Origin of the sequence: Nonomuraea sp. NPDC050227, assembly GCF_044459705.1 — a bacterium.
Lineage (GTDB): Bacteria > Actinomycetota > Actinomycetes > Streptosporangiales > Streptosporangiaceae > Nonomuraea.
On sequence record NZ_JBITJF010000008.1, the window covers coordinates 1 to 24736 of the forward strand.

The following is a 24736-nucleotide window of genomic DNA, read 5'->3' on the forward strand; positions in this document are numbered from 1 at the left end:
AAGATCACCCGTTCTACTGGATCTCCGTTCTCATGTCCCAGGTTCGGCCGAACACCTTGACTCGACCGCCAGCCGTCTTAACTTCCCGGCATTGCCCCTAGCGGCCCGGGACGGCCACCTCCGCCGATGGCCGGAGGTGGCCTGCTCCCCCGCGGGTCAGCTGGTTTCGTTCTTCTTGGTGACCTCACCGGTGGCGGCGTCGACCATCACCTCGTGCTTGGTCCCGTCCGGGGTCATCACGTCCGACTTCCAGACGGTCTTGCCGTTCTCGGTGTCGAGCTTCAGCTCGGTGACGCGTCCCTCCGGTACGGCCGCGGCGACCTTGTCGGCGGCCTGGGCGTAGTCGAGCTTGGCCTCGGTGATGCGGGTGTGCATCTTGGCCTTCTCCTGCTCGTCCATCTGCTCGGCGGTCGGCCCCTTGACGACCTTGCCGGACTTCACGTCGACCTGGTGTTCCGTGCCGTCGGAGCCGACGACCTTGACCTCCCAGACCATGCCGTTCTCCTCGCTCTCGACGGAGACGACCTTGGATCCGGGCACCGCGGCCATCGCGACCTTGGCGGCGTCCTTGAGCTCTCCGGCTCCTGGCTTCATGGACGTGGCGCCCGGCGAGGGGGACATGGTCCCCGTTTCGGGCGGGCTTTCCATCGACGGAGACGGGCTTCCCATGGTGGGGCCCGGCGTGGGCTCGACGGCGAACTGGCCGACTTCCCGTACGGCGCCGCAGCCGGCTGCGAGCAGCGCCGCACCGACCAGTGCCCCGATGATCGACTTGTTCATACCTGGACCGCTGCCCCAGGAACCCGCCTTCATTCCCGCAGGTCAGAACCCTGAGCCACGGCCGGGGCCGGCGAGGCCGCGCCACGCGGGGACCCGCCGGCGGCCCGCCGGCCCCTACTGGACGCCCGTTTCACCCACGCTGTCGGCCACTACTCGACGCCTGCTTCGCGCATGTCGCCGGCCCCTATTTGACGCCTGCTTCGCGCATGTCGCGCAGCTCGCGCTTGAGCTCCTTGATCTCGTCGCGCAGCCGGGCGGCCACCTCGAACTGAAGGTCGGCGGCCGACTGGTGCATCTGCTCGGTCAGCGACTCGATCAGCGACTCCATCTGCGCCCGCGGCATCTCGCCCGCGATGGCCTTGGCGTGCTGGCCCGCCTGGCGGGCGGCGAAGCCGGGCACCGGGGCCTTGCCGCGCGACTGCTGACGGCCGCCGCCGAGCAGCTTGTCGGTGTCGGCGTCCTCGCGCTGGAGGGAGTCGAGGATGTCGGCGATCTTCTTGCGCAGCGGCTGCGGGTCGATGCCGTTGGCCTCGTTGTAGGCCATCTGCTTGGCCCGGCGCCGGTTGGTCTCGTCGATGGCCCGCTCCATCGACGGCGTGATCTTGTCGGCGTACATGTGGACCTGGCCGGACACGTTACGGGCGGCGCGGCCGATGGTCTGGATCAGGGAGGTCTCCGAGCGCAGGAAGCCCTCCTTGTCGGCGTCGAGGATGGCCACCAGCGACACCTCGGGCAGGTCGAGGCCCTCGCGCAGCAGGTTGATGCCGACCAGCACGTCGAACTCGCCGATGCGCAGCTCGCGCAGCAGCTCGATGCGGCGCAGCGTGTCGACCTCGCTGTGCAGGTAGCGCACCCGGATGCCGAGCTCCAGGAGATAGTCGGTCAAGTCTTCGGACATCTTCTTGGTCAGCGTGGTGACCAGGACGCGCTCGTCGCGCTCGGCGCGCTCGCGGATCTCGTGGACCAGGTCGTCGATCTGCCCCTTGGTGGGCTTGACGACGATCTCGGGGTCGACCAGGCCGGTGGGCCGGATGACCTGCTCGACGACGTCGCCCTTGACCCGCCCCAGCTCGTACGGCCCGGGCGTGGCCGACAGGTAGACCGACTGCCCGATGCGCTCCAGGAACTCCTCCCACTTCAACGGCCGGTTGTCCAGCGCGGACGGCAGCCGGAACCCGTGGTCGACCAGCGTGCGCTTGCGCGAGGCGTCGCCCTCGTACATCGCGCCGATCTGCGGCACGGTCTGGTGGGACTCGTCGAGGACCAGCAGGAAGTCTTCGGGGAAGTAGTCGAGCAGCGTGTTGGGCGCGGTGCCGGCGGCGCGGCCGTCGAGGTGACGGGAGTAGTTCTCGATGCCGGAGCAGGTGCCGATCTGGCGCATCATCTCGATGTCGTAGGTGGTGCGCATGCGCAGCCGCTGGGCCTCCAGCAGCTTGCCCTGCCGCTCCAGCTCCGACAGGCGCGCGGCCAGCTCGGCCTCGATGCCGGCCACGGCCGCCGCCATGCGCTCCTCGCCGGCGATGTAGTGGGAGGCGGGGAAGATGTAGAGCTCTTCGTCTTCAGTGATGACCTCGCCGGTCAGCGGATGCATGGTGGCGAGCTTCTCGATCTCGTCGCCGAACATCTCGATGCGCACGGCCAGCTCTTCGTACTTCGGGATGATCTCGATCGTGTCGCCGCGCACCCGGAACGTGCCCCGGGTGAAGGCCAGGTCGTTGCGCGTGTACTGCATGTCGACCAGGCGGCGCAGGAGCTGGTCGCGGTCGACCTCCATGCCGACGCGGAGCCTGGCCATGCGGTCGACGTACTCCTGCGGGGTGCCCAGGCCGTAGATGCACGAGACGGAGGCGACCACGATGGTGTCGCGGCGGGTGAGCAGCGAGTTGGTGGCCGAGTGGCGCAGCCGCTCGACCTCGTCGTTGATCGAGGAGTCCTTCTCGATGTACGTGTCGCTCTGCGGCACGTACGCCTCGGGCTGGTAGTAGTCGTAATAGGAGACGAAATATTCGACCGCGTTGTTGGGCAGCATCTCGCGCAGCTCGTTGGCGAACTGGGCGGCGAGCGTCTTGTTGGGCTGCATGACCAGCGCGGGCCGCTGCAGCCGCTCGATCAGCCAGGCGATCGTGGCCGTCTTGCCGGTGCCCGTGGCGCCGAGCAGGACGCTGTCCTTCTCCCCGGCCCGGACGCGGCGCTCCAGCTCGGCGATGGCCGTCGGCTGGTCGCCGGATGGAGTCATCTCGGTGACGACCTCGAAAGGCGCCACCTTCCGCTGCAAATCTGTGACCGGACGCATGCTGCCACTGTAGGCGGCGCCACCGACAGAAACCGTCAGGCCGTGGGCTGCCCGATCCGGGGGAACGGCGTGGTGGAGAACACCACCTCGACCGGCACCTCGAAGTACCGCGCTATACGCAACGCCAGGTGAAGACTCGGGCTGTATTCGCCCCGCTCCAGGTATCCCACGGTCTGGTAATGCACCCCCAGCGCCTGCGCGAGCTGCCTGCGGCTCACCCCCCGCTCGGCGCGCAGCAGCGCGATGCGGTTGTGGACGGTCTCGCTCATCAACCCTCCAGGTAGCAGACCTGCTCCATCCATAACACCTCTGCTATGGGACGTAACAGTCATATGACGACACATTGCAAGCGAACAGCAAGTCATACCCGATACGGTCGGATTCGCCTGTAGCGGAAAAGGAAGGTTCGATGTCACGACCCCGAGAGGCACTGATCCAGGCAGGTCAGGGCATAGCCCAAGCGGTCGCTCAAGGAGGTGACGTACGGCAGGCGATGAGCCAGGCGATCGGCCAGGTCGCCGACCAGGCCGGCCAGCTCACCGGCCAGGCCCCCGGCTTCGCGCTCAACCCGCACGACTTCGCCGCCGCCCGCGACGGCGGCGCCTCCGTCGGCACGCTGATCGAGGCCAGGTCCGCCTCACTGAACGAGGCCGGCGAGATCGTCAACCGCAGCTTCGCCGAGAACGGCATGCACGTCATCTCGCCGGTGGTGATCCCCAAGGGCAGCACGGCCAAGGTGGTCATCCCGCTGACGGTGCTGGTGGTCCTGGGCCTGATCGGCGCGCTCGGCGGCATTGTGCCGGGGTCGGACATCTTCTTCGGCCCGCACTACTGGGTGGTGCTGGTGCTGGCCGCCGCGTTCCTGTGGTGGCGCAGGAGCGTGGTGATGGTCCCCGAGGGCTGCAAGGCGCTGATCACCAAGTTCGGCAAGCTGGTGCACATCGCCGACCCGGGCCGGGTGACGCTGTTCAACCCGTGGAAGCGGGTCAGCTACATCGTCAACACCACCCGCGAGTACCCGTTCAACGCCCCCATCAGGGAGGCGCCGACCCAGCAGGGCGTCAAGGCCAGCGTCGACCTGTTCCTGCAGTTCAGGATCGAGAACCCGGCCGAGTTCATCTTCGTGCTGGGCTCGGTCAGCGGCTTCCAGTCCAAGCTGCAGAACGCCATCAGCGAGGTCACCCGCTCGCTGATCTACGCCCAGCGGGCCGAGGACATCTACGACCTGGTGGGCGAGAGCACCCTCGGCATGCTGGAGAACCTGAACCAGCAGTTCCTGCCCGCCGTACGGCTCACCGACGTGAACATCACCCACGCCGAGCCGTCCAGCCAGGAGTACCGCATGGACCTGGCCGCCCCCGAGATGGTCCGGGTGGCCAAGGAGGCCTACACCTACGAGTACGAGCTCCAGCTCCGCAAGGAGCAGAACGAGGGCGACCTGGTCAAGGAGCTGGCGGGGCTGCAGGAGACGCTCAGCGCCATCCAGGCCGAGATCGCCGGCTACCAGGCCCGCATGGACACCGCGCTCGAACGCGCCAGCCACCAGGCCACCGCGCAGGCCAGGCAGCGCCTGGTCGAGGCCGAGTCCACGGCCAACGCCAACGCCGCGCTCCTGGAGGCCCAGGCCCTGGACATCCGGGCGCTGTCGGCCGCCGAGGCCCCCGAGATCCTCGACTACCGTTTCCAGCAGGACCTGCTGACCAAGCTGGAGTCGGTGGCCACCCGGCTGCCGCAGGTGGTGCAGGTGGGCGAGCAGACCGACATCGACTTCCTGGCCCTGGCCCAGCAGCTCGTGGGCGGCAAGGGCGCGGCGCTGTTCTCCGCCGAGGACATGGCCGCCATCCGCGGCCGGCTCGGCGAGATCGCCGCCCGCGTCAGCAGCCGCGAGGACGAGATCGCGGCCCTGCTGAAGAAGGCCGCCGCCGACGTGAGCGAGCCGCAGGCCACGCCTGAGCCCGACCACGACCTGGAAAGCACGGTCGAGCGCCTGCTGCCCGGCCGCCTGAGCGAGGGTGAGGTCCGATGACCCGCGAGTTCTCGAAGATCAAGGAGTCGCTGGCCTCCTGGTCCGACATCCGCCAGCTGCTGCGCGGCGGCGAGCAGGGCCAGCTCGTGCCGGTGGTGATCCCCAAGGACCGGCGCGGCTTCGCCTGGATGGCGCTCGTCCTGCTGGCCCTGTACTTCGCCGGGATGGCCGCGCTCACCGACCTCACCCTGCCCGCCGCGCTGGCCGCGCTGTTCTTCCTGGTCGTGGCGCTGGTCACGATCTGGCGCCAGGCGATCATCGAGATCGAGGAGGGCACCACCGGCGTGCGCAGCCGCTGGGGGGCGATCACCGGCACGCTCCCGCCGGGCCGCCACTACCTGTGGCTGCCGTGGGACCGGGTGGACGCGGTCGTGGACACCTCCACCGAGATCCCGTACTCGGCGCCGATCGTGGCCTGCCCGACGGCCGAGAACGTGCCGCTGAAGTCGATCGAGTTCTTTCTGAAGTTCCGCATCGTGGACCCGGTGGCGTTCGTCCGGACGATCGGCGCGGGCAACTTCGACCTCGTGCTCTCCAGCGCCGTGCAGGACGCGATCAGGCAGCGCAGCCGGCGGGTCAACACCGAGCGCGCCTACGACCTGCGCGGCTCCGACGTCGGGGACATGCAGGAGGCGCTCAACCGCCAGCTCGGCCGGTACGGCGTGCGCGTCACCGGCGCCAACATCCCCGACGTCCAGCTCCCCGACCAGTACCAGCAGCACCTGGCCACCCGGGAGAAGGTCGCCAAGGAGCTGTCGGCCTACGAGCGCGAGTGGGAGCTGACCCGCAAGCGCCGCATCGACACGCTGCTCATGGAGATCGAGCGCTCCAAGAAGACCCGCGACGCCCGCGTGGTCGAGGTCAAGGCCGCCCACAACACCGCGCGCAAGAACGTGGCGCGCATGCTGGAGGAGCAGGAGACCGAGGCCCAGCGCGTGACGTGGGAGATCGAGGCGCGCGGCAGGGCCGACCTGACCGCCGCCGAGAACGAGGCCAAGGCCCTGCGCAGGCTGGCCGAGTCCTACCGCGACAACCGGGCCGTGCTGCAGTACGAGCTGGCCCGCCGGCGCCTGGACGTGGGCGCCAAGCTCGCCGAGAACGCCCCCCAGCCGCTGGTCGTACGGACCCAGCAGGGCCAGGCCGACTCGGCGCTGTCCACCCTCGTCCTGGCCCAGCTGCTCCCCCGCATCTCGGGCACGGGACACGCCGCCGTCAACGGCCAGACCCCCACCGCATAGGAGAGACCCATGGTGTTCCGCAAGTTGATGGCCGCCTTCGGCGCGGGCGTCGAGGTCGACACGGTGCTGACCGACGCGACCGTGCGTCCCGGTGAGCCGCTGCGCGGCGTCGTGCACTTCCGCGGCGGCGGCTCGGACTACAAGGTCGAGGGCATCTACCTCGACCTGACCGCCGTGGTGGAGGTCGAGAGCGGCGACAACGAGTACAAGACGACCTACAGCTTCCTGCGCCAGCAGGTGGCCGGGACGTTCCAGCTCGCCTCGGGCGCCCAGCACCAGCAGCCGTTCGAGATCATGGTGCCGTGGGAGACGCCGATCAGCGCGATCGGCGGCCACCCGCTGCACGGCATGCGGCTCGGCGTCCAGACGGAGCTGGCGCTGGCGGGCGCGATCGACAAGGGCGACCTCGACCCGCTGTTCGTCAGCCCGCTGCCGGCCCAGGAGCACGTCATCGCCGCCCTCGACCGGCTGGGCTTCGGCTTCAAGAAGGCCGACCTGGAGCGCGGCACGCTGTACGGCTCGACGATGCCGTTCTTCCAGGAGATCGAGTACTACGCGGGCGGCCAGTGGCGGCGGCACTTCAACGAGCTGGAGCTGACGTTCATCGCCGGGCCGCGGCAGATGGACGTCATCCTGGAGGCCGACAAGCGCGGCGGCTTCCTGACCTCCAGCCACGACACCTACAACCGCTTCACCGTGCGCTACGACGACCACCCCGGCGCGGCCGACCAGGCGTTGCAGCACGGCCTGGAGCAGATGGCCCGCCGCCGCGGCTGGTTCTAGCCGGGCGCTCCCCTGAGCCGGGCGGCGTCCCGGCTCAGGGGACCCGGTACATGCGCTCGGTCCAGGCCCGGTAGCGCCAGGTGTGCCCGACGCGGTAGTCGTGGCCCAGGTAGACGCCGAAGACCTGGCGCTTGAGCTCGCGCAGCGCCCCCGCGACGTTGGGGGCCCAGCCGGTCATCGGGTAGCCGCGGTAGGAGACCGCCCGCAGCCCCAGCCCGCTCGCCGCGGCCAGCGCGAAGCGGGCCGAGGCGACGTGGTCGGGGTGGTCGCACAACCCCCGGCCGGTGGGCGGCTCGGGGTCGAGCGTGCGCAGCACCGTCGGCCGGAAGCGGGCGTAGAGCGCGCGCAGCACGCCGACCACGTCCCGCCGGCCGACGCAGCGCGGCTCGGGGCCGGCGCCGAACCGGCGCACGCAGGAGCGGTCCTGCCACAGCCTGGTCAGCGCGTCGCGGCCGCCGTCCGCGCGCGGGTCGCCGCCGTCCGGCAGCCCGACGAAGGCGAGCCTGACCGCCGGCCTGTCGGCCAGCTCCTCCAGGCGGACGGGGAAGCCGCCCGCCGTGATCGTCGTGACCCGCCAGACGTCGGGCGCGCCGGCCAGGAAGGCGTACGCGGCCCGCAGGCCCCGCGCGCGGTCGCGGGTGTAGGCGACGGGGTCGCGGTCGTCGTCCCAGCCGGCCTGGCCCTCGCCCGCGGTCAGGTAGACGGTCACCGTCGGGCGGTGCCACTGGACGGCGCCGTACAGGTCGGGGCTCATGAACAGCAGGTCGTCGTCCGGGTGGGCCACGACCTGCATGAACCGCTCCGACGACGACGGCCGATGGACCTCCGCCCACGCCGCCGCGGGCGGGGCCGGGCACGCCAGCACCGCCACCAGCACCAGCGCCAGCGCGGCCGCCGAGAACATCCTGATCCCCTTCATCCCCACCCCCGTGCGCTTCCAGTATCGAACCTGGTCAGGTCCCGGTCCTGAGCTGCCAGGGGGAGATGTCATGTCATTCCCGGGTAGGAGATACCTCCTTCCCGTGCGCTGGAAGTCGCATGCCGGCGGTCGTTACGATGACCTAGGGGATTGACCGATCGTCGGACGGGCGGGCGAACGATGGCACGGTTCACGGCGGCGCTGAAGCGGGTCGCCCCATGGGCGGCCCAGAACGCCGACGGCGCCATCGCGCTGTTACTGGCCGTCGTGATCGGCGTGCTCGGCATCATGCCCGACGAGGTGGTGCCGACCGATGTGCAGACCCAGCTCGTCAACGCCGCGACGCTGGTGATCATGGCGCTGGTGGCCACCGCCCTGCTGCGCGACCGCGCCCGTCAGGCCCCGGTCGAGGAGACCATCACCTCCGGCGCGCTGGCCCAGCTCCCCGTCCGGCTGTCGCGGCTGGAGGAGATCGAGACGCTCGTCCACGGCACCCGCAAGGCCCTCGACGCGTTGCAGCTGGTCAGGGTGCTGGGCAGCAAGCAGGAGATCGCCCAGATGCACGCCGAGGCGCGCAAGGACACCACCCGGTGGAGCTTCAAGGGCGGCACCGGCACCTACCTGCGCGCGGTCACCCTGCCCGAGTGCGTGGCCGCCGCCCGCCGGGACAAACGGCACCTGGTGGTGCGGGTCGAGGTGATCGACCCGTCCAACGTCGAGGTGTGCGAGACGTACGCCCACTACCGGCGCTCCCTGTCGGACTCCCCCGACGCGACCGGCGAGACGTGGACCACCGACCGGGTCAGGAAGGAGTCGTACGCGACGATCCTGGCCGCCTTCTGGTACCGCCAGCGTTACGGCCTGCTCGACATCGAGGTCGGTCTGTCGTCGTCGATGACGACGTTCCGCTGGGACCTGTCGGCCACCCGGCTGATCATGACGGTGGAGGACCCCAACCGCGCCATGACCGCGCTGGCCGGCACGTTCTACTACGAGAACTGCGACACCGAGCTGCGGCTCAGCTTCGAGCAGGCGCGGCGGGTGCCGATGGACATGTACAAGAAGGCGCCGCTCGGCGACGAGCCCACGATCGAGGAGGTCCAGGACCTGTTCGGCCGTATCGGGGTGCCTCTCCCCAAGGCCTACGACGGCCGCGACGTCGTGGACATCGCGCGCAAGGCCCTGCGCGCCGTCGATCCCTACGGCGAGGCGCGTCCTGCGGCCCTCCGACGAGACGGAACGTGAGTGCGACTCATGAGCTACCGGTCGGTCTTCCAGCGGGTCCGCGACGGACAGGCCAGGTCGTGGGCGCTCGGCGTGCTGCGGGAAACCGCGCGCCCCAGGGCCGTACGCCATCCGCTCGGCTTCGTCTGCCTGCCGCTGGAGCGTGAGGGCGGCGAGGGGGTATGCCTCCACCTGTGGTCCGACTCGCTCCAGCACGCCGAGAGCACCACCTCGCAGATCCACTGCCACAGCTGGGACCTGGTCAGCCACGTGCTCTACGGCCAGGTGCGCAACGTGCACGCGGTGGTCACCGACGCGGGGCCCGACGCCACGCACCGGGTGTTCGAGGTGGTCAGCGGCGCCGACGGCGACCGCATCTCGCCCACCCGCCGCACCGTGCGGCACGCGACCGGGCTGGTGGAGCTGTTCGGCCCCGGCGACACCTACACCCTGCCGGCCGACCGCTTCCACAGCAGCGTGGTGCCGGAGGGCGGCGAGGCGGCCACGATCGCGCTCGGGCGCGGCCGGCCCGGCAGCCGCGACCTGTCGCTCGGCCCGCTCGGGGCGGCCGGCCACCACGTTCCCCGGGAACCGCTGAACGCCGAGGAGACGGCGCTGGCCGTCCGGCTGATCACCGCCCACCTGACCTGAGGGGTGCCCGATGGACCTGGATCACGCTCGCTCTGTGGCCGTCGAGGCCGCCCAGGCCGCCGGGGCGCTGCTCGCGGCGGGCACGCGTGGGGCCGTCGGCATCCGGGCCAAGGGCGAGGCCGGCGACGTCGTCACCGATCTCGACCTGGCCTCGGAGAAGCTGCTGGTCGAGCGCATCCTGACGGCCTTCCCCTCGCACACGATCGTGGCCGAGGAGTCCGGGCTGATCGGCGCGGCGGGCGGCGAGTGGACGTGGCTGGTCGACCCGCTCGACGGCACCAACAACGTGGCCATCGGGCTGCCCACGTACGTCGTGGGGGTGGCGTTGTGCCAGGCCGGGCGGCCGGTGCTGGGCGTGGTGCACGACCCGGTGACGGCCCAGACGTGGTCGGCGATCCGGGGGCGCGGGGCCGTGGCGTCCACGGGGGCGCGGCTGGCGCCGCCGTACACGGCCAGCCCGCACGGCCCGCTGCTGGCCTGGACCCAGGGGTACGGCGTGAGCAGGGGCGACGCCACCGTGCTGGCGTTGAAGGCGGCGCTGGAGGTGGGCGCGCGGCGGGTGCTGCAACTGTGGGCGCCGCTGCTGTCGTGGGCGATGCTGGCCCGCGGCGACATCGACGGCATCGTCGGCTACCGCGCCGAGGCGGTCGACCTGCCGGCCGGCGCGCTGCTGGCCCAGGAGGCCGGGATCGAGATCAGGGCGCTCGACGGCGGCCCGTTCGAGGAGAGCATCGACGGCACGGCAGAGGACCGCAGCTTCGTGGCCGCCCACCCGCGCGCGCTGCCCGGGCTGATGTCGCTGCTGCCCGGCTGACGTCCCCGGCGCTCAGCCGAACGTGACCAGGGCCCAGACCGTGGCCAGCAGCCCGGTGACGGCCAGGCCGGCGCCGGTGAGCAGGAAGCGGCGCAGCGGCACCGCGACGCCGTGGCGGCGGCACGACTCGAACCACAGGAGCGTGGCCAGCGAGGCCCACGGGGTGATCACCGTGCCCACGTTCGTGCCCACGAGCAGGGCCAGCAGGCGGTCCTGGTCGGCGGCCGGGATGACCGCCTCGACGGCCTTGTAGGCGGGCAGGTTGTTGATCGCGTTCGACAGGCCCGCGCCCACCGCGGCCGTCCGGTACGGGTCGCCCTCCGTGCCGATCATCCACGTCATCAGCGCGTCGAGCCCGTGGGCGCTGAGCGTGGGCACCACCAGGAACAGCCCGGTCACGAAGATGACGAGCTGCCAGGGCAGCAGGCTCCAGGTCAGCTTGGCCCGGTCGCGCACCAGGAAGGCGGCCACCACCAGCACGGCCGCGGCGGTGGCGGCGACGGCGACGTGCGCCTTGAGCAGCAGCAGGGCGATGAACAGCAGACAGCCGGCCGAGGCCGCGCCGAACAGCACGCGGTCGGCCACCGGCTCCAGCACCGGCGGCGTGTAGCGCAGGTCGCGGCGCTCGCCCCGGCGCCAGAAGAACACCCACAGGAACGCCATCGTCACCGCGATCGAGGCGATCTGCGGGGCCCACATGCGGGCGGCGAAGCCCTGGGCGTCGAGGCCGAGCTTGTCCACGCTGAGCAGGTTGGTCAGGTTGGAGACGGGCAGCAGCAGGCTCGCGGTGTTGGCCAGCCAGATGGTGGTCATCGCCAGCGGCAGGGCGGCGATGCGGGCCCGGGGCGCCAGGGCGAGCATGACGGGGGTGAGCAGGACGGCGGTGGTGTCAAGGTTCAGAAAAATCGTGACAAATGACGCGAAAGCCGTACAAAGAAAGAAAAGTGCGGTGTAGTTACCGCGGCCGAGCACCGCCATCCTGGCCGCGATGGCGTCGAAGACCTGCGCTTCCTTGGTCAGCTCGGCCAGCACGATGATGGCGACCAGGAAGATCAGCAGCGGCCCGATCGTCTCCAGGCTCTCGACGGCGTCGCGCCACGGCAGCAGACCGGTCGCCACGAAGACCAGACCGAGAGCAAGCAGCCCGATCCGGATCAGATCGAGCACAGCCAGACGCCGCCACACTCGACGATGATCGCACACTGACTCCAAATCACCGATTCCTCGGTGGATACTGAGCAGATGGCACGTGACGGCAGGCCGACCGAGATCTTCGTCAGCTACTCCCCGGCCGACACCGCCTGGGCGACCTGGATCGCCTGGGAGCTGGAGGCGGCCGGCTACCGGACCATGATCCAAGCCTGGGACTTCGTGCCCGGCACCAACTTCATCGACTTCATGGACCGCGGGGTCAGCGAGGCGCAGCTCGTCGTGGCCGTGCTCTCGCGCAACTACCTCACCTCGCGCTACGGGCGCATGGAGTGGCAGGCGGCCATGCGCGCCGACCCCGACAACCCCTCCAACAAGCTCGTCACGATCCGGCTGGAGGACGTGCAGCTGGAGGGCCTGCTGTCCACGATCACCTGGGTCGACCTGCTCGGCGTCACCGACTCCGGGCAGGCCAGGGCGCTGCTGCTGGGCCGGGTCGGCGAGGCGCTGGCCGGGCGGGCCAAGCCGGAGGCGGCCCCCGCCTTCCCCTCCGGCCGGGTCGTGCCGCCTCCGGCCGTCCCGACGCTGCCCCCGACGACCGACCTGGCCAGGGCCCGCCGCACCCCGGTGACGGCCCCCAAGTTCCCGCCCTCGGGCGGCGACGACCGCGGGCGGGAGTCGGTCAACGTCCTGCACATCGGCGGGCCGAGGTTCGGGCGGGCGCTGCCCGATCCCGGCGAGCCGTTCACGCCGGAGGACATGCAGGCCCGCATCTGGGCCGACCTGACGGCCATGTACGACCGGGGCATGCCGCGTCCCGACCTCATGGTGGTCAGCGGCGACCTGACCGAGTCCGGCAGCCTGGGGCAGTTCGCGCAGGCCACGCAGTTCGTCACCGACCTGCGGCTGCTGATCGGGCTGGAGCCCCACCGGCTGGTGCTGCTGCCCGGCCCGCGCGACGTCACCAAGGCCGCGGCCAGCGCGTACTTCATGACCTGCGAGGCCGACGACGTGAGCCCGCAGCCCCCCTACTGGCCCAAGTGGCGGCATTTCGCCGGGCTGTTCCGCGAGGTGTACCAGGGGCTCGACGACCGGGTGTTCGACGGCGGCCAGCCCTGGACGTTGTTCGAGGTGCCCGACCTGAGGGTGGTCGTGGCCGGGCTCAACTCGACGATGGCGATGAGCCATCTGGAGCGTGACGCGTACGCGCTGCTGGGCGAGGCGCAGGCCGCGTGGTTCGCCGAGCGGCTGCGCCCCTACGAGGAGAGCGCCTGGCTGCGGCTGGGCGCGATCGGCCATCCGCCGGCCGCGTTGCGGGACGCGCCCACGTTCGACCGGCTGCTCACCCACCGGCTCAACCTGCTCTTCCACGGGTCCGGCGCGGGCGTCCCGGCCGCCGAGCCGCGGCCGGGCTTCGCCGCGGTCGCGGCCCCGCGCTCCGGCCGCCACCAGGTGATCGAGATCTCCCCCGACGGCATGCGCACCTGGACGCCCGACGCCGGCAAGCCCGCGCGCGCCCGGCACGGCTGGCGGGCGGTGCGGGCCACGTTCACCGGCGAGACCCCCGGCACCCCGCCGCCCGCCCCCCAGCCCGAGGAGCGCGAGCCGAGCCCCGTCGAGCTGCTGCTCGACCGCATCACCGAGGTCTGCGAGGCCCGGCACGAGCGGGCCAAGATCCGGCGCTTCCCCGACCACTTGGTGGTCACCCATCCCGAGGACGGGTTCGTCCGGCAGCTCATGATCGGCGCGCACGTCGGCGAGCTGACCGAGGCCGCCGCGACCGGGTTCGCCCGCCGCGCCCACGCCGCCGACCTGGCCGCCGAGCTGATCTACCAGGGTCCGCCGGCCTCCCGCGCGCTCCGCGACGACCTCATGCGCAAGGGCGTGCGGGTGCGCAGCTTCCTGGAGTTCCAGGGCCTGCTCGACCTGTCGGGATATGTCGCCGAGCAGACCGCCCGGCTCACCGGCGACCGCCGCTACCCGCCCGGCCTCTACGTCCCCCAGCGCTACCGCGAGCTCGACCGGCCGGGCAGCCAGATCAGGCAGGGGCTCACCGACGAGCTGATGCGGCTGCTGGCCGCCGACCACGGCCGGTTCCTGCTGCTGCTCGGCGACTTCGGCCACGGCAAGACGTTCGCGCTGCGCGAGCTGGCCAGGCGCATCCCGGCCGAGCTGCCGCACCTGACGCCGATCTTCATCGAGCTGCGCGCCCTGGACAAGGCCCACTCGGTCGACGCCCTGGTCGCCGCGCACCTGGCCGGGCACGGCGAGGAGTTCATCGACCTCAAGGCGTTCCGCTACCTGCTCCGGCAGGGGCGCATCGTGCTGCTGTTCGACGGGTTCGACGAGCTGGTCACCCGGCTGACCTACGACCGGGCGGCCGATCACCTGGCCACCCTGCTGGCCGCGGCCGAGGACAAGGCCAAGATCGTGGTGGCCAGCCGTACGCAGCACTTCAAGTCGCACAGCCAGGTGCTGACCTCGCTCGGCGAGATGGTGGGTGTGCTGCCGCAGCGGCGGGTGCTCAGCGTGGAGGACTTCACGCACGACCAGATCCGCTCCTACCTGGCCAACCGGTTCGACGACGGCGACGAGGCCGGCGCCCGCATGTCGCTCATGGGCGAGATCAAAGACCTGCTGGCGCTGGCCCAGAACCCGCGCATGCTCAGCTTCATCGCCGACCTCGACGCCGACCGCCTGCGCACGGTCGCCGGCGCCCAGCACACCCTCAGCCCGGCCCTGCTGTACGAGGAGATCCTCAGCACCTGGCTGGCCTTCGAGGAGCGGCGGGCCCGCGTGCCCGGCTCGCCCGGCGCGTTGTCGATCGGCGAGCTGTGGCGGGTGGTGACCGCACTGGCGCTGCGCCTGTGGGACAGCGGCGAGACGCTGCTCGGCGTCGACGAGCTGACCGAGATCGGCGAGACGCTGAGCGACCTGGCCTCGGGCCAGCTCTCGCCCGCGCACGCCGCGCACGCGATGGGCTCGGGCAGCCTGCTCGTGCGCACCGAGGAGGGCATGTTCGGGTTCATCCACGCCTCGGTGATGGAATGGCTCATCGCCCGCCACATCGCCGCGAACCTCGACAATCCCCTCCCGCTGACCCGCAGGCCGCTGTCGGCGCTGACCGTCGAGTTCCTGTGCGACCTGGCCGACGTGCGGGCGTTGCGCGCCTGGGTGGCCGACCCGCCCGCCGACGACGTGGCCAGGGCGAACGCGGTCAAGATCGCGGCCAGGCTGCGTACCCCGGCCAAGGCGGACCTGCGCGGCGCGAACCTCAAGGGCGAAGACCTGTCGGCGCGCGACCTGCAGGAGGTCGACCTGACCGGCGCCGACCTGTCGGAGGCCACCCTCGCCGGCACGAACCTGTCCAGGGCCGTCCTGCGCGACGCGAGCCTGGCCGGCGCCCGGCTCGACGGCGCCCGGCTGACCGGCGCCGACCTGACCGGGGCCGACCTGTCGGGCGCGCGGCTGGCGCAGGTCGACCTGAGCGACGTCACGGTCGAGGGCGCCCGCTGGCACCGGGCGTCCCTGATCAACGTCACCGGCACGCTGCCGCACCTGCCGGGCGCGGCGGTGGTGCCGGGCCAGCCGGTGGAGGTGGAGTTCGCGCCCGCCGGCATCGGCGTCCCGTACGGCTACCACTTCCAGACCTCCCGCCTGCCCGAGCCCATCGCCTACAGCCCCGACGGCTCGACCATCGCCATCGGCAACGAGGACGGCGGCGTGCTGCTGTGCGCGGGCGGCTCCCCGGTCCGGACCCTCCAGGGCCACCGCGGCCGCGTCTACGCCGTCACCTTCGCCGGCGACCTGCTGGCCACCGGCGCGAGCGACGGCACGGTCCAGCTCTGGGACACCCTCACCGGCCGGCGCCTGCACACCCTGACCGGCCATCCCGACGGCGTGTGGCCGGTACGCCTCAGCGCCTCGGGCGAGCTGGTGGCGGCCGGCGGCGGCGACGGCGTGGTCCGGGTGTGGGAGACCGCGACCGGCCGGCTGGTCCACGAGCTCCCGGGCCACCGCGCGCCGGTCTACACCGCCTCCTTCGGCCGCTCCCAGCTCGTGACCGGCGACTCCGCGGGCGTCGTCCGGGTCTGGGACCTGAGCGCCGGGCAGACGGCCGTGACCCTCGACGGCCACCGCGGCAGCGTCTACCGGGCCGTGCACAGCCCCGACGGCACCCTGCTGGCCACCGGCGACGAGGCGGGCACGATCCGGCTCTGGGACACCGCCACCTGGTCCCCCCGGCACGAGCTGACCGGCCACACCGGCAGCGTCTACTGCCTGACGTTCTCCCCCGACGGCTCGATGCTGGCCAGCGGCGACACGTCCGGCAGCGTGCGCCTGTGGGAGGCGTCGGGCGAGCCGCTCGGCGTGCACACCACCCACACGGCGGCCGTCTACCAGGTGACCTTCAGCCCCGACGGCCGCACGCTGGCCAGCGGCGACTCCGGCGGCACGGTCCGGCTGCAGCCCGTGGGCGGCGGCAAGCGCGTCGAGCTGACCGGGCATCGCAGCTCGGTCTGGCCGTTCGCGTTCCGTCCCGACGGCCAGCAGCTGGCCACCAGCAGCAACGACGGCACCGTGCGCCTGTGGGACCCGATCTCCGGGCAGTGCCAGCGGGTGCTGCGCGGCCACGGCCGGCGGATCTCGTCGGTGCGCTTCAGCGCCGACGGCTCGATGCTGGCCACCAGCGGCAACGACGGCGTCGTCCGGGTGTGGGAGCTGCGCACCGGGCGGCGGCTGCGGGAGTTCACCGGCACCGCCGACCGGCTGATCTCCGCGCTGTTCTCGCCCGCCGGCCCGGTGCTGGCCACCTCCAGCAACGACGGCGGCGTGCACTTCTGGAACGCCACCACCGGCGACTACGAGCGCGAGCTGCACGCCGAGACCGACCACGTGTGGGCCGAGGCGTTCAGCCCCGACGGCAACATGCTGGCCACCGCCAACGACGACGACAGCGTCAAGATCTGGTACCGGCCGACCGGCCGCATGGCTGTCGACCTGGTCGACCACCGGGGGCGGGTGCGCTCGATCGCCTTCAGCCCCCTCGGCGACTACGTGGCCACCGGCTGCGACGACAAGCTCGTCCGCCTGTGGCACGTCTCCTCCGGCGGCCGGGTGGCGACGCTGGAGGGCCACACCGACCGGGTGTACTCCGTGGCCTTCTCCCCCGACGGCCGCTACCTGGCCAGCGCCGGCAACGACGGCCGCGCGCTGGTGTGGGAGCTGCGGCCCGGGCAGCCCTGGCAGCCGCGCCTGGCGCACACGCTCACCCAGCACGAAGGCCGGCTGTGGAGCCTGGCCTTCGACGCCACGGGCCGCCACCTGGCGACCGGCGGCGACGACATGACCGTGCGGGTGTGGGAGACCGCGACCGGGCAGCTGCTGCACACCCTCACCGGGCACGCGCGCCGGGTGTGGTCGGTGGCCTACAGCCCCACGTCCGACCTGCTGGCCAGCGCCGGCGACGACGGCGTGGTGATCCTCTGGGAGGGCGGGGAGCGGCGGGCGACGCTGCTGGGGCTGCCCGAGGGCTGGGCCGCCCTGGCGCCGGACGGGCGGTACAAGGTGCACGGCGAGCCCGGCGGGCAGTTCTGGCACGTCATCGGGATGTCACGGTTCGAGCTGGGGGAGCTGGATCCGTACCTGCCGGAGGTGAGTCAGGTGCCGCTCGACTCGCCCTTCTGACCGCAGGCGGGTGACTACTATCCGCGGGCGGCGCGGCGTACGAGCTCGTGCCAGACCTCGTCGACCCGGGCCTCCAGGTCGTCGAGGGAGCCCTCGTTGGGGATCACCAGGTCGGCGGCGGCCAGGCGGTCCTCCCGGCTCGCCTGGGCGGCGATGCGGGCCTTGGCGTCGGCCTCCGGCATGCCGCGGTGGTCGGCCAGGCGCCGGATCCGCACCTCGTCGGCCGCGTCGACCACGATCACCACGTCGTACATGGGGGCCAGCTTGTTCTCCACGAGCAGCGGCACGTCGTAGACCACGATCGCGTCGTCGGCCGCCTGGCCCTGCAACTCGGCCACCCGCTCCCCCACCAGCGGATGCACGATCGCGTTGAGCGCGGCCAGCCGGTCGGGGTCGGCGAAGACCACCGCGCCCAGCCGCTCCCGGTTCAGCGAGCCGTCGGGGCGCAGCACCCCTTCCCCGAACGCGGCCACCACCCGGGACAGCCCCACCGTGCCGGGCTCGACCACCTCTCGCGCGATCTTGTCGGCGTCGATGACGACGGCGCCCCTGGCCGACAGCCGCCTGGACACCTCGCTCTTGCCGGAGCCGATGCCGCCGGTGAGCCCAATCTTCAGCACCGGAAAAGACTACCCATCACGGCGTACCCGGTCATCCCGCCGGCTCGCTCAGTACCCGCCGCGGCGCGGCGCGGCGGTCGGACGGCGGGAGGGGTTGGCCCGGCCCGTGGGCTTGAGGTCGCGCGCCGGCTGGTCGTGCCGGTGCGGCGAGCGGGCCTGCTGGTCGGACTTGGCCTGGATGATCGTGGCGGGAAGTTTGATCTGCATACTTTTTTCCTCCTTGGGGGTGGGTGTCAGGCGCGGGTGAGCCAGGTGACCTGGGCGCCGTTGTCGAAGGACTCGCGCCTGGTCGGGGTGAACAGGGTGGGGCTGAACCGGCCGGCGAACATGGAGATGCCCGCCCCGGCCACCACGGGGTAGCGCTTGAGGATGATCTCGTCGATCTCCGGGAGCAGGGAGCCGGCGAGCTTGCCGCCGCCGCAGAGGTAGATGTCCATGCCGGTGTCCTCGGCCTTCAGCCGCCGGACGAGCTCGATCGGGTCACCCTTCTCCACGTGCACCGTGGGGTCGTCGATCGTCAGCGTGCTGGAGACGACGTACTGGCGCAGATGGGAGTACGGGCTGGTGGTGGGCACCTCCAGGGCCGGCTCGAAGGTGCCGCGGCCCATCACCAGGGTGTCGAACACCTTGTTGGGCACGCCCTCAAGGCCGACGAGCCTGCGGATGTGGGTGGGCAGCGTCTCGGGATAGCGGGTGTTGATCCAGTCGGCCATCTCGGCGGACACGGGGTAGAAGTCGAACTCGGCGCCGGGCCCGGCGATGTAGCCGTCGAGGGAGACGCCGACGTAGTAGACCAGCTTTCGCATTCGGAGCAACTCCTGCTGTAGTACTATGACTGAAGTGGTTTGAACATAGTACTACGTCTGGAGTGGTGTCAAGTGCGGAAGAACCCCGAGCGGAGGCAGGCGCTGATCGACGCGGCCATCGAGGTGCTGGCCAGGGAAGGAGCGCGCGGGCTGACGTTCCGGGCCGTCGACGCCGAGGCGGCGGTGCCCCCCGGCACGGCCTCCAACTACTTCGCCAACCGCGACGATCTGTTCACCCAGGTCGGCGGACGCATCTACGAACGCTTGCTGCCCGACGAGGCCACGCTCGCCCGCGGCCAGGAGGGCGTGCAGGACGAGACCCGCTACGCCGAGCTCATGCACGAGCTGGTGGACCGGGTCACCGCCTTCAACTCCGGCTACCTGGCGCTGCTCGAACTGCGGCTGGAGTCCACCCGGCGCCCTGAGCTGCGCGCCGTGCTCACCAAGCGCATCCGCGAGGACATCGACGCCAACATCGGCTACCACGCGACGTCCGGCCTGCCCGGCGACTCGACCTCGGTGGTCCTGCTCTACCTCGCCCTGAACTGGCTCATCGTCGAACGGCTGACCTTGCCGGACATCTTCAGCGAGCAGGAGGTCCGCCAGCTCGTGGACGCCGCCGTGCGGAGATCACTGAACGGCTGACAACGCCCGGACCGGCCAGCCCCGGTCCGGGCGGGCGTTCACCGGGCCAGGAGTTTGCCGAAGGCGACCGAACTGGTCCGCGTCACAGACCTGGGTGCCGGAGGCGAAGACGCCGCCGGACGAGCCGCCCAGGACGACGGGCCTGCCCGCGCGGCCGTTCTGGGCCGGGGCGCCTGCGACGACCTCGGCCTTGCCGTCGCCGGTGACGTCCAGGACCCTGCCCGGTCACCCGTCTGCGACTGCTCACCTCTCGGGTCGGTGGCGCTCCCCTCGGGAGCCGTCATGGCGTCCTGGGTGATGAGACGGGCCGCGAGGCGAGCTCTTCGCCCCCGGAATCACCGCGATCCCGCCTGCCCGGACGCCGTGGCGTCGGGCACCGGACAGGCCCCCGGGGAAACGATCAGTTTGGGCTGCGGCGCAGGTGGATCAGGGTGAGGTGGTCGTCCATCCGCTCCCGCCGGGTCTCGCGGTAGCCGAGCCGCCGGTACAGCCGCAGGTTCCCCTCCGACAGATGCCCCGTGAACAGGTCGAACGCGCCCGCCTCCGGCACCTGCTCGTGCAGCGCCGCGAGCAGGGCCGTGCCGAGCCCCTGCCCCTGCCGGTCGGGCGCGACCACGAGCCGTCCGACCAGGCAGGTGGTGCCGGCCACCTGCCCGCGCACTGCGGCGACGATCCGGCCGGCGTCCACGGCCTTGAGCACGACGCCCGTCTCGACGGCCTTGCGCACCTGCTCCAGCGACTCCACGAGCGGCGGGATGTAGGGGTCGCCGTAGAGCTGGGCCTCGCTCACGTACGCCGCCCGCTGCAGGGTGAGGATCTCGCCCGCGTCCGCCGCCACCGCCCGTTCGATCTTCACGCCAGCACCCTATCTGCTGCCTTCCCACCGCCACCGCCGACTTCCCCGCCCTCCGACCGCCCGCCGCCCGGCCTTGGACGGTCCTCTCGCGCTGCCGACTAAGGAGCGTTGCCCGCCGTGAGCTCCCCAGGGCAGAACGTGCCCTGCTTCGGCAGGACGCCGTTGACCAGGTAGTCGTGCACCTTCGTACGCAGACAGGCCGCGCGCAGCCTGCTCACGCCCTGCGCCAGGTACGCGCCCTGCCCGTCCCCGTGCCACAGGACCCTCGCCCCGGGGATCTGCCCGGCCGCCCTTGCCGCCCCGGAGGACGGCGTCTCGTTGTCCAGCCGTCCCACGCCGACCAGCACCGGGGGCACCTTGAGCCCGGCCGGCAACGGGTGCGGCGCCCAGCCCGGCGAGCGCGCCGCCCCCAGGCACCTGGCCACCTCCGCCCGCCCGCTCAGCCACCCCACCCGTGGGGCCGCCTTCCGCAGCCGCGCCTCCATCTGAAGGAACCGGCGATAGCCGGGCGCCGCCAACCCGAAGTCATGACACCACCTGACCCCCTCCGCACTTGCCGGCCCCACCTCCCCCACCTCGGACGCCACTCCCCCCACCACACCGGGAACCGCCTCCCCAGGCTGCGACACCGCCCCCGCCGCCCCTGAAGCCGCCCGCGCATCGGACAGGACGCCTCCCCCCGCCACTCCAGAGGCCACCGCCCCAGAGGCCGCGGTACCAGAGGCCGCCTGGCCCGCGCCGAGGCGGGCTCCGGCCGTACCTGCGGGGGGCGGCTGGCCCGGGCCGGGGTTGGCTGCCGTCGGGCCCGGAGGGGTGGGTTGTGGGGGCTCGGCGGGGAGCAGGGCGGTCAGGCCCGTGGTGTCGCCCGTTCGGGCTCTGGAGAGGGCCTGCGCGAGCGCCGGCCACCGGGCGGGCGTGAGGCCCGCCCATACGGCGGCGGCGATCTCGTGCCCGCTGACCGTACGCTCGCCGCCACCGAGCCGCAGAGGCGCGCGCCTGACCAGACCGTCGAACACCCGGACGGCGTCCGCGCGGCCGAGCGGGCAGCCGGGGCGGTTCCGGCACCAGTCGCGGAAGTACCCGAGCTGCCGCTCCTGGGCGCGGGCGTGGGCGAGCAGCCGCCGTTCGAGCCCGGTCTCGGTGTGGTCGGGCAGCCCCTCCAGGTACATCCGCCCGGCCCGGCCGGGGAACAGCTCCAGGTACGCCTGCCCGTACACGCTCCCGTAGCCGTTGCCGAGATAGCGCAGCCGCGACTCCCCCAGCGCGGCACGTACGGCATCGAGGTCGTGGGCGACCTGCCAGGACGTCAGCCCGGCGTAGGCGGGCCCGAGCGCGGCGCGGCAGGCCCGGTCGTGGACGGCGTTGTCCCGGGCGAACGCCCGCCAGGCCGTCCGCCCCTCGGCCACCTGCAGCCGGGCCGGGTCCGGCCGGGGTCGGGGGCACGCCCCCGCGTGCCCCCCATCCCCGGCCCCGCGCGCCTCGACCAGCACGACGTCGAACCACCTGGCCAGTTCGCCCACGGTGTCCGGCCGCGCCACGACCTCTCGGACGACCGACGCGGCCCCCGTGTTGACCACCAGCGCGCCGAGCCGCCGCAGCGGGTCCTGGGCGGGCATCATGGCGAGCCGGACGGCCACGCGGGCCTCGCGCGGCCTGGCCCAGTCGGCGGGGACGGGCAACGTGGCGCACCGCAGCCCGCCGCCGCACTCGGACCAGACGAGCCTCTCCCGCCCAGGCGCCGGCCGCACCGCCCCGGCAACGCCCCGCTCCTGCGGCCCCGCCGCCCCGAGCTCCGACGCTCCGAGCCCCTGCCCTGCCGACCCGGCCGTCCCAAGCTCAGACGCCGCCGATCCGGCCGCCCCAAGCTCAGACTCCGCCGATCCGGCCGCCCCAAGCTCAGACTCCGCCGATCCGGCCGTCCCGAGCTCCGACGCCGCCGATCCGGCCGCTCCGAACTCCGAGCCTGCCGATCTGGTCGCCCCCACGTCCGCCCCAGCCGATCCGGCCGTGTCCTGCCTGGGCTTCTCAGGCCAGGCCGCCTCAGGTCGCGGCTCCGCGAGCTCGGTCACGTCGCGTTCCGGCCATGGGGTCGGCGAGGCGACCAGGCGCATCGCCTGCCCGACTCCCCCGCCTGCCGCCGGAACCAGGACGGTGACCGCCGCCACCACCGGGATCACGCGCCGAACCATACGCACCGCATCGCCCCCGAACGCTCGTACCTCCAGCCGCATGTCAGTTTCCCAGCGGCCGTCTTCGCAGGTAGAGAAGTCGTAAAAGGTCGATGGGTAAAATCTCGCGCCCGCTCGGCGATTCTCCGTGCCACCGAACCCCCGTCCCCTCACAGAACCCCGCTCGGGTCAGAGGAGGGAAAAGACAGATCGGCTGTAATCAGACCCTCAAGGGCCGCCCAGCCCCCCTGCGGCTCAGCCTCCCCGCCACAGGCCACTCTTGAGGGACGCGACGCGCCACATGCCAGGGTGGCACCAGCGCCTCCGCGTCGTTGCCGTCCGTACCTGGTCGGGAAACGGCGAGAAGGCGAGCCCGGGCAGCGGGGCGCTACGCCGCGAAAGCCGGCGACCGAGCGGGCAGCGTGTTCTTGAGCGTGGCCGTCATCCTCGGACGGGTTGCGTGATGCGCTCAAGCCATCGCCGCAGAAGGGCGGTCTCGGCCGGTTCCAGGGCCTCGGTCCCGGTGAGATCGAGTTGTGCGTGCAGGCGCAGCGCGGCGGCGTACAGCGGGTCGGCGTCGTTCTGAGCGGCCGGCCCGGCCAGGACGTGCGAGAACACGGCGTCTCGCATGCGGTGGGACAGCGCGGGGTCGTCGAACAGAGCCGGTCTGGCGATGTGGTCGAGGGCGGTGCCGACGTTCGCCGACAGGATCAGCTGAGCGGCGGTCTGCGGCTCGGCCTTCAGCGCCCCCGCCGCCGCGCACCGCGTGAGCGCCGCCACCAGCAGGTCCATCACGCGATCTCGCGCCGTCGAGTGTGACCACGGCCGCGGAGTGAACATCAACTGGTAGAGGGCCGGCTTCGCCCGGGCGAAGGCCATGTGGCCGTCCCAGCCGGCGCGCAGGTCGGCGACCGGGTCGCCGGTCTGCTCCTGGGCGGCCTTGAGCGCGGCATATTGCTCGTAGCCGTGGTCGGCGACGGCGTCCAGCAACCCGCGCTTGTCACCGAACAACCGGTAGAGCACGGGCTGGCTCACGCCGACGGCCTCGCAGACCGCGCGCGTGGCCACCTCATGGTCCAAGGACGACGCCAGCTGCCGCTCCGCGGCCTCGATCATCGCCGCGCGGAGCGCGTCCGTCTCTGCCATGCGATCGATGATAGCGCCAATCGGTAGCGGCGATACGAACTGTGCTACCGTCGATTCTCGTAACGCCGATACGGAGAATCCGTATCACTGCTAGAACCAGGGAGTTTCCATGAATGACCAGCGTGTGGCCGTCGTCAGCGGCGGCTCCCGCGGGATTGGCAAGGCGATCGCGGTGGCGCTGGCGGCACGGGGCTGTGCGGTCGCCGTGGGGTTCCAAGGGTCGGCCTCCGCCGCGGCGCAGGTGGTCGAGGAGATCGCGGCATCCGGCGGCCGGGCGATCCCGGTCCAGGCCGACGTGGCCGACGAAGACGCCGTCGCGGAGATGTTCGAGGCGACGGAGAAGTCCTTCGGCGGGGTCGATGTGGTCGTCAACTCGGCGGGGCGGCTGTCGTTGTCCCCGATCGCCGACCTCGACCTTCACGAGCTGGACGCTCTGCACCGCACCAACATCCGCGGCGCGTTCGTGATGGCCCGGGAGGCCGCGCGCCGCATGCGCGACGGTGGCGCGATCGTCAACCTGTCCACCTCCGTGGTCGGCCTGCAGTTCCCGGGCTACGGGGCGTACGCCGCCAGCAAGGGAGCCGTCGAGGCGATGACACTGGTGCTCGCCCGGGAACTGCGCGGGCGGAACATCACGGTCAACGCGGTCGCGCCGGGCCCGACCGCCACCGAACTGTTCCTCGACGGCAAGACCGAGGCGACGATCCAGCAGCTCGCCAAGCAGCCGCCGCTGGAACGGCTCGGCACCCCCGAGGACATCGCCGGGGTCGTCGCCTTCCTGGCGAGCCCGGCCGGGCACTGGATCAACGGCCAGGTCGTGCGCGCCAACGGCGGGATCATCTGATGGCCGCCGCGCGACAGGCCATCGTCGCCACCGGGGCCTCCAGCGGGTTCGGCATGGGACCGCCATCGTCGTGCCCGGCGCGTTCA

The 24736-nt window shown here is 72.0% G+C and carries 21 protein-coding genes; 9 read left to right on the forward strand and 12 right to left on the reverse strand.

Going from position 1 to position 24736, the window contains the following annotated elements; genetic code table 11:
• Nucleotides 1–156: 156 nt before the first annotated feature.
• The 3 genes from ACIBK9_RS29015 to ACIBK9_RS29025 form a co-directional block, all read right to left on the reverse strand.
• A complete protein-coding gene (locus tag ACIBK9_RS29015) occupies nt 157–780 on the reverse strand; it encodes a PepSY domain-containing protein (protein WP_397162093.1) in 624 nt (207 codons plus the stop codon).
• Between the two features lie 184 nt (nt 781–964).
• Entirely contained in the window at nt 965–3073 is a 2109-nt protein-coding gene (uvrB, locus tag ACIBK9_RS29020) for an excinuclease ABC subunit UvrB (protein WP_352358255.1), read from the reverse strand.
• A gap of 35 nt (nt 3074–3108) precedes the next feature.
• Nucleotides 3109–3342 carry a helix-turn-helix transcriptional regulator gene (locus ACIBK9_RS29025; protein WP_397162094.1) on the reverse strand — a complete coding sequence of 78 codons (234 nt, stop codon included), beginning with the start codon at nt 3340–3342 and terminating at the stop codon, nt 3109–3111.
• 140 nt (nt 3343–3482) lie between these two features.
• On the opposite strand from ACIBK9_RS29025, the gene ACIBK9_RS29030 reads away from it, so the two are divergent.
• From ACIBK9_RS29030 to ACIBK9_RS29040, 3 genes are read left to right on the forward strand one after another with little or no spacing between them, the layout of a single operon-like run.
• Nucleotides 3483–5099, forward strand: a complete 1617-nt coding sequence (locus tag ACIBK9_RS29030) for an SPFH domain-containing protein (protein ID WP_358293784.1) — start codon at nt 3483–3485, stop codon at nt 5097–5099.
• Nucleotides 5096–6337: an SPFH domain-containing protein gene (locus tag ACIBK9_RS29035; protein ID WP_397162095.1), complete on the forward strand. Its 1242-nt coding sequence runs from the start codon at nt 5096–5098 to the stop codon at nt 6335–6337. Before ACIBK9_RS29030 ends, ACIBK9_RS29035 begins: the two co-directional genes overlap by 4 nt.
• Nucleotides 6338–6346: 9 nt before the next feature.
• Nucleotides 6347–7120, forward strand: coding sequence for a sporulation protein (locus ACIBK9_RS29040; RefSeq protein ID WP_387666638.1), 774 nt, complete (start codon nt 6347–6349; stop codon nt 7118–7120).
• A 34-nt stretch (nt 7121–7154) separates the two neighbouring features.
• Here ACIBK9_RS29040 and ACIBK9_RS29045 read toward each other — a convergent pair whose 3' ends face one another.
• A complete protein-coding gene (locus ACIBK9_RS29045) occupies nt 7155–8039 on the reverse strand; it encodes a PIG-L family deacetylase (protein WP_397162096.1) in 885 nt (294 codons plus the stop codon).
• A 180-nt stretch (nt 8040–8219) separates the two neighbouring features.
• Between ACIBK9_RS29045 and ACIBK9_RS29050 the strand changes: the two genes are divergently transcribed.
• Genes ACIBK9_RS29050 through ACIBK9_RS29060 form a run of 3 tightly spaced genes read left to right on the forward strand, consistent with a single transcriptional unit; the run spans nt 8220 to nt 10728 of the window.
• Complete coding sequence (locus ACIBK9_RS29050; protein WP_387666632.1) at nt 8220–9284, forward strand: hypothetical protein; 1065 nt, start codon at nt 8220–8222, stop codon at nt 9282–9284.
• A 9-nt stretch (nt 9285–9293) separates the two neighbouring features.
• Nucleotides 9294–9914: a hypothetical protein gene (locus tag ACIBK9_RS29055; protein ID WP_397162097.1), complete on the forward strand. Its 621-nt coding sequence runs from the start codon at nt 9294–9296 to the stop codon at nt 9912–9914.
• A gap of 10 nt (nt 9915–9924) precedes the next feature.
• Nucleotides 9925–10728 carry an inositol monophosphatase family protein gene (locus ACIBK9_RS29060; RefSeq protein WP_397162098.1) on the forward strand — a complete coding sequence of 268 codons (804 nt, stop codon included), beginning with the start codon at nt 9925–9927 and terminating at the stop codon, nt 10726–10728.
• A 12-nt stretch (nt 10729–10740) separates the two neighbouring features.
• On the opposite strand, the gene ACIBK9_RS29065 is transcribed toward ACIBK9_RS29060, so the two are convergent.
• On the reverse strand, nt 10741–11895 hold the full coding sequence (locus ACIBK9_RS29065) for an SLC13 family permease (RefSeq protein WP_397162099.1): 1155 nt from the start codon (nt 11893–11895) through the stop codon (nt 10741–10743).
• Nucleotides 11896–11970: 75 nt separating this feature from the next.
• Here ACIBK9_RS29065 and ACIBK9_RS29070 point away from each other — a divergent pair, with 75 nt between their 5' ends.
• Entirely contained in the window at nt 11971–17565 is a 5595-nt protein-coding gene (locus tag ACIBK9_RS29070; RefSeq protein WP_397162100.1) for a TIR domain-containing protein, read from the forward strand.
• Nucleotides 17566–17582: 17 nt separating this feature from the next.
• On the opposite strand, the gene coaE is transcribed toward ACIBK9_RS29070, so the two are convergent.
• The 3 genes from coaE to ACIBK9_RS29085 are packed head-to-tail and all read right to left on the reverse strand — an operon-like array spanning nt 17583 to nt 18991.
• Nucleotides 17583–18185, reverse strand: coding sequence for a dephospho-CoA kinase (gene coaE, locus ACIBK9_RS29075; protein WP_364331190.1), 603 nt, complete (start codon nt 18183–18185; stop codon nt 17583–17585).
• Between the two features lie 48 nt (nt 18186–18233).
• Nucleotides 18234–18392, reverse strand: coding sequence for a hypothetical protein (locus ACIBK9_RS29080; protein WP_397162101.1), 159 nt, complete (start codon nt 18390–18392; stop codon nt 18234–18236).
• A 26-nt stretch (nt 18393–18418) separates the two neighbouring features.
• Nucleotides 18419–18991 (reverse strand): dihydrofolate reductase family protein, encoded by a 573-nt coding sequence (locus ACIBK9_RS29085; protein ID WP_397162102.1) that lies wholly within the window; start codon nt 18989–18991, stop codon nt 18419–18421.
• Nucleotides 18992–19063: 72 nt separating this feature from the next.
• On the opposite strand from ACIBK9_RS29085, the gene ACIBK9_RS29090 reads away from it, so the two are divergent.
• Nucleotides 19064–19636, forward strand: coding sequence for a TetR/AcrR family transcriptional regulator (locus tag ACIBK9_RS29090; RefSeq protein WP_397162103.1), 573 nt, complete (start codon nt 19064–19066; stop codon nt 19634–19636).
• Here the strand turns inward: ACIBK9_RS29090 and ACIBK9_RS29095 are convergent.
• The 4 genes from ACIBK9_RS29095 to ACIBK9_RS29110 all read right to left on the reverse strand — a co-directional run bounded on the left by ACIBK9_RS29095 (nt 19622) and on the right by ACIBK9_RS29110 (nt 23806).
• Complete coding sequence (locus ACIBK9_RS29095; protein ID WP_397162344.1) at nt 19622–19849, reverse strand: hypothetical protein; 228 nt, start codon at nt 19847–19849, stop codon at nt 19622–19624. The genes ACIBK9_RS29090 and ACIBK9_RS29095 overlap by 15 nt on opposite strands.
• 187 nt (nt 19850–20036) lie before the next feature.
• On the reverse strand, nt 20037–20492 hold the full coding sequence (locus tag ACIBK9_RS29100) for a GNAT family N-acetyltransferase (protein WP_397162104.1): 456 nt from the start codon (nt 20490–20492) through the stop codon (nt 20037–20039).
• Nucleotides 20493–20590: 98 nt separating this feature from the next.
• Entirely contained in the window at nt 20591–22171 is a 1581-nt protein-coding gene (locus ACIBK9_RS29105) for an alpha/beta hydrolase (protein ID WP_397162105.1), read from the reverse strand.
• A gap of 930 nt (nt 22172–23101) precedes the next feature.
• Nucleotides 23102–23806 carry a TetR/AcrR family transcriptional regulator gene (locus ACIBK9_RS29110; protein WP_397162106.1) on the reverse strand — a complete coding sequence of 235 codons (705 nt, stop codon included), beginning with the start codon at nt 23804–23806 and terminating at the stop codon, nt 23102–23104.
• Nucleotides 23807–23915: 109 nt separating this feature from the next.
• Here ACIBK9_RS29110 and ACIBK9_RS29115 point away from each other — a divergent pair, with 109 nt between their 5' ends.
• A complete protein-coding gene (locus ACIBK9_RS29115) occupies nt 23916–24650 on the forward strand; it encodes an SDR family oxidoreductase (protein WP_397162107.1) in 735 nt (244 codons plus the stop codon).
• Nucleotides 24651–24736 lie beyond the last annotated feature (86 nt).

What these genes read in the sequence shown, in the direction of transcription:
- ACIBK9_RS29015 (WP_397162093.1), bottom strand. Translation starts at nt 780, where the DNA reads ATGAACAAGTCGATCATCGGGGCACTGGTCGGTGCGGCGCTGCTCGCA.
- uvrB (WP_352358255.1), bottom strand. Translation starts at nt 3,073, where the DNA reads ATGCGTCCGGTCACAGATTTGCAGCGGAAGGTGGCGCCTTTCGAGGTC.
- ACIBK9_RS29025 (WP_397162094.1), bottom strand. Translation starts at nt 3,342, where the DNA reads ATGAGCGAGACCGTCCACAACCGCATCGCGCTGCTGCGCGCCGAGCGG.
- ACIBK9_RS29030 (WP_358293784.1), top strand. Translation starts at nt 3,483, where the DNA reads ATGTCACGACCCCGAGAGGCACTGATCCAGGCAGGTCAGGGCATAGCC.
- ACIBK9_RS29035 (WP_397162095.1), top strand. Translation starts at nt 5,096, where the DNA reads ATGACCCGCGAGTTCTCGAAGATCAAGGAGTCGCTGGCCTCCTGGTCC.
- ACIBK9_RS29040 (WP_387666638.1), top strand. Translation starts at nt 6,347, where the DNA reads ATGGTGTTCCGCAAGTTGATGGCCGCCTTCGGCGCGGGCGTCGAGGTC.
- ACIBK9_RS29045 (WP_397162096.1), bottom strand. Translation starts at nt 8,039, where the DNA reads ATGAAGGGGATCAGGATGTTCTCGGCGGCCGCGCTGGCGCTGGTGCTG.
- ACIBK9_RS29050 (WP_387666632.1), top strand. Translation starts at nt 8,220, where the DNA reads ATGGCACGGTTCACGGCGGCGCTGAAGCGGGTCGCCCCATGGGCGGCC.
- ACIBK9_RS29055 (WP_397162097.1), top strand. Translation starts at nt 9,294, where the DNA reads ATGAGCTACCGGTCGGTCTTCCAGCGGGTCCGCGACGGACAGGCCAGG.
- ACIBK9_RS29060 (WP_397162098.1), top strand. Translation starts at nt 9,925, where the DNA reads ATGGACCTGGATCACGCTCGCTCTGTGGCCGTCGAGGCCGCCCAGGCC.
- ACIBK9_RS29070 (WP_397162100.1), top strand. Translation starts at nt 11,971, where the DNA reads ATGGCACGTGACGGCAGGCCGACCGAGATCTTCGTCAGCTACTCCCCG.
- ACIBK9_RS29080 (WP_397162101.1), bottom strand. Translation starts at nt 18,392, where the DNA reads ATGCAGATCAAACTTCCCGCCACGATCATCCAGGCCAAGTCCGACCAG.
- ACIBK9_RS29085 (WP_397162102.1), bottom strand. Translation starts at nt 18,991, where the DNA reads ATGCGAAAGCTGGTCTACTACGTCGGCGTCTCCCTCGACGGCTACATC.
- ACIBK9_RS29110 (WP_397162106.1), bottom strand. Translation starts at nt 23,806, where the DNA reads ATGGCAGAGACGGACGCGCTCCGCGCGGCGATGATCGAGGCCGCGGAG.
- ACIBK9_RS29115 (WP_397162107.1), top strand. Translation starts at nt 23,916, where the DNA reads ATGAATGACCAGCGTGTGGCCGTCGTCAGCGGCGGCTCCCGCGGGATT.